Annotated in this window: 9 protein-coding genes; all 9 read left to right on the forward strand. The window is 31.2% G+C overall.

The features are described from left to right. The coding region (locus ACHZC3_RS12795) for a sensor histidine kinase (protein ID WP_394760263.1) at positions 1-1,053 on the forward strand (1,053 nt) is incomplete at its 5' end. After that, positions 1,050-1,817: a hypothetical protein gene (locus tag ACHZC3_RS12800; RefSeq protein WP_394760264.1), complete on the forward strand. Its 768-nt coding sequence runs from the start codon at positions 1,050-1,052 to the stop codon at positions 1,815-1,817. The genes ACHZC3_RS12795 and ACHZC3_RS12800, both read left to right, overlap by 4 nt. Next, positions 1,801-1,953 carry a hypothetical protein gene (locus tag ACHZC3_RS12805; RefSeq protein ID WP_394760265.1) on the forward strand — a complete coding sequence of 51 codons (153 nt, stop codon included), beginning with the start codon at positions 1,801-1,803 and terminating at the stop codon, positions 1,951-1,953. Before ACHZC3_RS12800 ends, ACHZC3_RS12805 begins: the two co-directional genes overlap by 17 nt. Before the next feature lie 186 nt (positions 1,954-2,139). Continuing rightward, entirely contained in the window at positions 2,140-3,018 is an 879-nt protein-coding gene (locus ACHZC3_RS12810; protein ID WP_394760266.1) for an SDR family oxidoreductase, read from the forward strand. A gap of 237 nt (positions 3,019-3,255) precedes the next feature. Next, positions 3,256-4,023, forward strand: coding sequence for a ParA family protein (locus ACHZC3_RS12815; RefSeq protein WP_394760267.1), 768 nt, complete (start codon positions 3,256-3,258; stop codon positions 4,021-4,023). A gap of 3 nt (positions 4,024-4,026) precedes the next feature. Then, a complete protein-coding gene (locus ACHZC3_RS12820; RefSeq protein WP_394760268.1) occupies positions 4,027-4,923 on the forward strand; it encodes a ParB/RepB/Spo0J family partition protein in 897 nt (298 codons plus the stop codon). Beyond that, complete coding sequence (locus ACHZC3_RS12825; protein WP_394760269.1) at positions 4,923-5,501, forward strand: DUF5683 domain-containing protein; 579 nt, start codon at positions 4,923-4,925, stop codon at positions 5,499-5,501. Before ACHZC3_RS12820 ends, ACHZC3_RS12825 begins: the two co-directional genes overlap by 1 nt. 2 nt (positions 5,502-5,503) lie before the next feature. Beyond that, positions 5,504-5,683 (forward strand): hypothetical protein, encoded by a 180-nt coding sequence (locus ACHZC3_RS12830; RefSeq protein ID WP_394760270.1) that lies wholly within the window; start codon positions 5,504-5,506, stop codon positions 5,681-5,683. Next, positions 5,683-6,414 carry a 4-hydroxy-tetrahydrodipicolinate reductase gene (gene dapB / locus ACHZC3_RS12835; RefSeq protein ID WP_394760271.1) on the forward strand — a complete coding sequence of 244 codons (732 nt, stop codon included), beginning with the start codon at positions 5,683-5,685 and terminating at the stop codon, positions 6,412-6,414. Before ACHZC3_RS12830 ends, dapB begins: the two co-directional genes overlap by 1 nt. The last annotated feature ends 54 nt before the right edge of the window (positions 6,415-6,468 follow it).

A 6,468-nucleotide genomic window follows, 5' to 3' on the forward strand; every position in this document is an offset into this window, starting at 1 on the left:
GATAATGTTTTTATCAAGAACAAGGGACAAGAAAATGAGAAAATCAATGACATTAATGATAATTTAAGGAAATTATTAAACGGATTAACTAATTCTAAAAATGTCATACGGTTTGAGGTTTCAGATGAAATTTTAAGCATTTTAAATAAAAAATCTGAAAACTCTATAAATACAGTATTAAGCAATCTTACTGAGCAAATAAAAACTGATTCTTTTAATAAAGACGAAGTTATTAGTACAATTAAGAAAGCAGAAAAGAAAATAGATGAACTTCGTAAAGTAAAAGATGAAGCAGAAGCAGAAGCATTTATTAAGCTAATTGAAAACGAAAAACTTTCTAAAGAATTAAATGAAGAAATTTCAAAAAAACTATTTGATAATTCAATAAACAATAGAGATAAGGATGATTTATTGACATTACAACATCAAATAGTTCACACTGCTGGCAATATAACCTTTAGTCTTGATGAGTTAGTAAAATCAATAAATAGTAATCTATCCAAAGACAAGTTAATTGAAGAAGTTCTTAATATCAATCTAGAAGTTAAAAAAATACTAAGTGCTTCAAGATTTGTCACTAATGCTGGATTCAGTATGGAAAGTGAGAGGATAACAGAAGATATAGTTCAATTTTCATATGATTATGTAGTAAATAATTATATTCCTATCAATTCATTTATTCACCAAAAAAGGCCAATTAATATAACATTTGAACCATTAGAAAACATAGGATACAAAACCAAATTTAGACCTTTAGAAATAACTGTTTTATTTGATAATTTATTTAGTAATTCAAAAAAAGCAAATTCAAAAAACATCTTTATTAAATGGGTTAAAACTAAATCTGACCTTATACTGTATTTTAAAGATGATGGTGATGGAATTCCTGAAGAGATTAAGGATAAAATATTTGATTTTGGCTTTACTAAAACTAATGGCTCAGGAATTGGACTTTATCAAACAAAAGATACATTAAAAAAATTAGGCGCGTCAATAAAGATTAATAATGATTTTGAAAAAGGAGTTGAATTTATAATAACATTTCCATTATGAAATTAGATTACAATATTTTATGGGTCGATGACAGAATTAAGGAACGTCCATTTCAGAAAATTCTAGGAGAAACAAAAGGATTTCTTTTAGATCAGTACTTTAATTGTAATATTATTGAAGCCGAAGATTTCAATGAGTTTGTAGAAATATTTTCAAAGAAAAAAGAGTTTGATATTATTATAACTGATTATTCTTTAAATGAAGGAACTTTTGGTAGTCAAGTAATCGATTTTATTAGAGATAGTCAACATAATTTCACAGAAATATTTTTTTATTCAGCAAATGACAATGTAAAAGACGTAAAACTTTTTAGTAATAATCGTATAACTTTTTTTCAATTAACTGGAGGAGACTATAAAGAATTAGAAGATGAAATTTTAGCAGTAATTACTCAAACCATAAAGAAATTTCAGAATATTGTAGCAATGCGAGGAATGATTATGAATGAAGTAAGTAATCTTGATGCACAAATGCTAGAAATTGTAGAAACCTATACAAGTAAAACAGAACATCAAAAAATCGTTAACAGAGTGCTTGATGAGCTGATTAGTTTTCATAAAGAGAAACTAGAAAAATCAGAAAAATATAAAAAGAATAATAACTTCGGTAAAGTATTGTCTGAACCAATACTGTTTTCTTCATCTCAACGAGCGAGCGCAATTGAAGAAATAGCGGATTCAATTGGAATAACAAATTTTATTAATGAATTTAGAATAAATATAATAAAAGTTAGAAATGAGTTTGCTCATGCTGTTTTTTGTTAAAGATAAAGAAACTGGCAGAGAATATTTTATAGATAAAAAAGATGGAATTGACTTTAATGAAGATAAATGCAGAGAGATTAGAAAAAATATAAATATTCACAAAGGAAACCTAGATAATCTTCAATCTAAAATTTAATTATTCTGCTAAGAGATATAGGAACAAACATTTTCTGTTTTTAAGTTATTTCCGTTCCAAAATCTCATAGAAATTATAATTCCCCATTATTAAAAGTTTATTTAAATCAAAAACCAAACATTTTTTTATTTACTATGCATGCATAATAAATATTTTTACTACATTTGATAATCAAAATAAAAAACTATGAATTTTTCAGCAAAAATGCTTCGTGATAATGCGCTTTCAGATAAAGTAATTGTAGTAACTGGTGGCGGAAGTGGCTTGGGTAAAGCCATGACAAAATATTTTCTAGAGTTAGGTGCAAAAGTAGCTATTACTTCTCGTGACTTAGAAAAATTGCAAAATACAGCCAAAGAATTAGAAACTGAAACTGGCGGAAAATGCTTGCCATTGCAATGCGATGTGCGTCATTATGACCAAGTAGAAGCGATGTTGGCAGAGGTTCTAAAAACGTTTGGTCGTGTAGATGTTTTACTAAACAATGCCGCAGGAAACTTCATCTCTCCTACCGAAAGATTATCGGCAAATGCGTTTGATACCGTAATAGACATCGTGCTAAAAGGATCTAAAAACTGTACTCTAGCTTTTGGAAAACACTGGATAGATACCAAACAAACCAATTGTAATGTTTTAAATATAGTAACTACTTATGCTTGGACAGGTTCTGCTTATGTGGTGCCAAGTGCTACAGCAAAAGCAGGAGTTCTTGCTATGACTAGAAGTTTGGCGGTAGAATGGGCAAAATACGGAATTCGTATGAACGCAATTGCACCTGGACCATTTCCTACAAAAGGAGCTTGGGACAGATTATTGCCTGGAGATCTTGCCGAAAAATTTGATACTTCGAAAAGAGTTCCGTTGCGACGCAATGGTGAACACCAAGAATTAGCCAACTTAGCCGCTTATTTAGTTTCTGATTTTTCTGCTTATATAAATGGTGAAGTGGTAACTATAGATGGTGGTGAATGGTTGCAAGGCGCTGGACAATTTAACGATTTATCTGCAATTCCTAAAGAAATGTGGGATATGTTAGAAATGATGGTTAAATCTAAAAAGAAATAAATAAAAATATTTATCCCAATAATGTAAAAGAGATCCCTAAAAGGTCTCTTTTTTTTTAGCCCAGATAGGAACGATATCCTTTTTGTTGCCCCTTTTCGGCGATACAAAAAGATATAGTGGATAGCTAGATTAGCTCCTAAAAACAGAAATCTATAAACTTTGCAATTTTGTTAACAAATAAGATTTCCTAAACTCATAAAAAATTGTATTTTTACGACTCAAAATTTCAAAAATAAAATGGGTAAAATCATTGCAATTGCTAATCAAAAAGGTGGTGTTGGAAAAACCACAACATCTATAAACTTAGCAGCATCACTAGGTGTTTTAGAACAAAAAGTCTTATTAATTGATGCTGATCCGCAGGCAAATGCCAGTTCCGGATTGGGAATCGATGTGGATACTGTCGAGATTGGAACGTACCAAGTTCTCGAACACAGCAATACGCCCGAAGAAGCGATTGTAAAAAGTTCGGCACCAAATGTAGATGTTATTCCTGCTCATATTGACTTAGTCGCTATCGAAATCGAACTAGTAGACAAGGAAAACAGAGAATATATGTTTAAAAAAGCATTAGCTTCTGTTAAAGACAAATACGATTATATCATTATAGATTGTGCGCCATCATTGGGTTTGCTAACTTTAAATGCTTTGACTGCTGCCGATTCTGTGGTGATTCCTATTCAGTGCGAATATTTTGCATTGGAAGGTTTAGGAAAATTATTAAACACCATAAAAAGTGTTCAAAAAATACACAATCCAGAATTAGATATTGAAGGTTTGTTACTTACTATGTTTGATTCTCGTCTCCGTTTATCGAATCAGGTGGTAGAGGAAGTTCAAAAACACTTTAACAATATGGTTTTTGAAACTATTATTCAAAGAAATACTAAGTTGAGCGAAGCACCAAGTTACGGAGAAAGTATCATAAACTATGATGCAACAAGTAAAGGAGCTGCAAATTATTTGAGTTTGGCTCACGAAATTATTAAAAAAAATGCTAAATAATATATGGCACTAGCAAAAAAACAAGCAATGGGTCGTGGTCTTTCCGCTTTATTGAAAGATCCTGAAAATGATATTACTTCTGTTAAAGATAAAAATGCAGATAAAGTTGTTGGAAATATTATCGAATTAGAGTTAGATCTTATCGAAATAAATCCGTTTCAACCTAGAACTAATTTTAATGAAGATTCTTTACAAGAATTGGCTACTTCTATTAGAGAATTAGGTGTGATTCAACCCATTACAGTTCGTAAAACGGAGTTTAACAAATACCAATTAATTTCTGGAGAACGTCGTTTGCGTGCCTCAAAAATTGTGGGTTTAACTACTGTTCCCGCTTATATTCGTTTGGCCGATGATAATGAATCATTAACCATGGCTTTGGTCGAAAATATTCAACGTCATGATTTAGATCCAATCGAAATTGCTTTGTCGTACCAAAGATTAATCGACGAAATTCAGCTTACACAAGAACAAATGAGTGATCGTGTAGGTAAAAAACGTTCGACAGTGGCTAATTATTTGCGTTTATTAAAATTAGATCCAATTATTCAAACAGGGATTCGCGACGGATTCATCTCTATGGGACACGGTCGTGCGATTATAAATGTTGAAAATCATGACATTCAAACTGATATTTATCAAAAAATTGTCAGTCAGAACCTTTCCGTTCGTGAAACCGAAGCTTTGGTAAAAAACTACCAAGAAGGATTTAAACCAAAAACAGAATCGACAGTAAAATCATCGTCATTTGAAATTAATGACAATGAGAAAAAATCATTTAATGATTATTTTGGCACTAAAGTAGATGTAAAAGTGGCTGGAAACGGGAAAGGAAAAATCACTATTCCATTTCATTCTGAAGAAGATTTTAATAGAATTATCAAACTAATAAAAGGGTAGTGAAAAATTGGTTTTACATAGTAATTTTTGTCACTGTTTTCGGGAATTTTTCTGGATTTAGCCAAGATGACTTAAGACTAATTGCTTTAGACACTACAACAACAAAAATTAACCCATTAGCGCCTGCCAAAGCTGCTTTTTATTCGGCACTTTTACCTGGATTAGGACAAGTATACAACAAAAAGTACTGGAAAGTACCTATTGTTTTTGCTGCTATTGGAACAGGAATTTATGCTTATTCTTGGAACAAAAAAAAATACAACGGTTACCGCGATGCTTACAAAGAGCGTTTGCTTTTAGGCACACAAAGCACCGATGCATATAACAATCAACTATCTGGAGGTGTTTTCTTGAGTGAAGCTAAACTAATCGATGCACAGAAATTTCATCAGAGAAACAAGGATTTATCCTTACTCGTAACAGTAGCATTGTATATTTTAAATATTGTCGATGCTAATGTTGATGGTCATTTACGCCAATTTAATGTAAATGGAAAACTTACCGTTAGACCCGACATTTATCAAAGTGAACAAAATTATACCCAAAATCTAGGATTTACATTAAATTATAATTTTTAATTATGAAAAAGCTAAATGTATTTCTTATAGTTTTTTTTCTTATTGGAGCAATTATTAGATATAGTTCATCTGAAATCGCTTCATCAATTAGAACTATCGATTTTTTACAAATTTTTACTATTGGATTACTTAGTGGTGTTTTATTAGTAGTATTAATAACAAAATTTAAAAACAGAACTTAATGAAAATTGCATTGTTAGGTTACGGCAAAATGGGCAAAGTGATAGAGCGAATTGCTTTAGAACGTGGTCACGAAATTGTATTAAGAAAATCGAGCACTTCTACGTATGAAGGTCTTGAAAACGCTGATGTTGCCATCGATTTTAGCATTCCAGACAGTGCCGTTTGTAACATAAAACAGTGTTTTGATACTAATGTACCAGTAGTATGTGGCACCACAGGTTGGTTAGAACATTATGACGAAATAGTTTCGCTTTGTGAGTCTAAAAATGGAAGTTTTATATACGGATCCAATTTTAGTTTAGGTGTCAATATCTTCTTTGAATTGAATAACTATTTGGCAAAAATGATGTCAAAATTTAATCAGTACAAAGTTTCGATGGAAGAAATTCATCACACACAAAAGTTAGATGCGCCAAGCGGAACAGCAATCTCGTTAGCAAAAGGAATTATCGAAAATTCTGATTATACAAATTGGACTTTAGACAATCCTACAGAAAATGACACGAGCGATAGCGAACTGGCGAAGCAGATATTAATTGATGCCAAACGAATAGAAAATGTACCTGGAACACACAGTATATTTTATGATTCTAGTGTAGACCAAATAGAAATAAAACATACCGCTCACAATCGAGAAGGTTTTGCGCTTGGAGCCGTTATTGCTGCCGAATGGCTTGCAAACAAAAAAGGTGTTTTTACAATGAAAGATGTATTGAGTTTAGACAATTAAATTGTTAGACTTCTTACATTACCAATAAACGATTAAACAAATAAACGAATAACC

This window comes from Flavobacterium sp., from assembly GCF_043720215.1.
Taxonomy (GTDB): Bacteria; Bacteroidota; Bacteroidia; order Flavobacteriales; family Flavobacteriaceae; genus Flavobacterium.